The organism is Escherichia sp. WS3227_2 (assembly GCF_046486495.1).
Lineage (GTDB): Bacteria > Pseudomonadota > Gammaproteobacteria > Enterobacterales > Enterobacteriaceae > Escherichia > Escherichia coli.
The window spans coordinates 1-1,033 of the sequence record NZ_JBJQLG010000047.1 but is presented as its reverse complement, the minus strand read 5'-3'; the positions used below and the strand labels follow the sequence as shown (position 1 = coordinate 1,033).

General features: G+C 57.8%; 2 protein-coding genes. Both read right to left on the bottom strand.

Features of this window, described 5'->3' with window-relative positions; translation table 11 throughout:
- Positions 1 to 422: C40 family peptidase (locus tag ACJHXB_RS24730; RefSeq protein WP_167579148.1), on the bottom strand; the 422-nt coding region annotated here is incomplete at its 3' end.
- 5 nt (positions 423 to 427) lie between these two features.
- A partial coding sequence (locus ACJHXB_RS24725) for a phage minor tail protein L (protein ID WP_410233555.1) occupies positions 428 to 1,033 on the bottom strand: 606 nt, incomplete at its 5' end.

The following is a 1,033-nucleotide window of genomic DNA, read 5'->3' as shown; positions in this document are numbered from 1 at the left end:
CGATGAAAATCCGGCATCTCAATCCCCGCCAGATGATAAGCATCCCGGAACAGCGTGTAACAGTCCGTCACCCCGTGCTCAAAGCGCCGTCCGGTGAGATGCGGCACACAGCGGAACTTATGAATCGCCCCCCGGCAGACCAGCCACCACGGCAAATCACTCTGCACCTGCAGCCGCCGGTCAGTCTCACTCAGCCAGGGCAGACCACCGGGGTGGCTGTGGACCAGCGCCACAATCTCACCCTGCATTTCTGCCTGCAGCCAGTCCTCCGGCGACATCCGGAAATACGCCTCCGGCTCACCGGAGATATTCACGCAGGGGAAATATCTTTCCCCCTCCGGCGTGCTTACCACGAAGCCGCACGACTCCGCTGGCGCACATCGCCGGGCGTGCGCCAGAATCGCTGATTCTGTCTGTGTCATGGGATTTACTGCGAAAGTTTGTTAATGGAAAGGAAGCCGCCAAAGTTGCCGACGTTATTGCGAAACTTACAGCCACTCAGGCATTTGCTGCATTTATCCTTCGTGATATCGGACGTTGTCTGGTCATATTCATCCGCGACCGCCGGACCGTGATAACCGCACTCATCGCCGCGATAGGTCCAGGTGCAGGTGTTGGCCAGCATGATACGTCCCGGAAAAACAGCGCCATCTGTTTCCGTCGGCGTGGACAGTACAAAGGAGGCACTCACCGCGCTCAGTTCGCTGCACTGCTCGATGCGCCAGCGGCTGATCACCTCCTGCTCCGGATCGGCGTCACTGTTTCCGTTAACGAAGTTCACCGCATCCAGAAAACGGGCGTAAACCTTACGCCGGACCACCGTTCCGCCGACCAGACTCTGCAGATCTTCCGCCATCCCGGTGACCATACCGTACAGGTTAGAAACCGTCAGCGTGGGGCGCGTACTGGTGCCTTTGCCATTCAGTTCAAAACCACTCCCCTGAATGGGATACGGCTGATACTGTCGCCCCTGCCAGGTGACCGGCTCACCTTTTTCGTTCAGCTCATTACAGAAAAAATAACGTTCTCCACC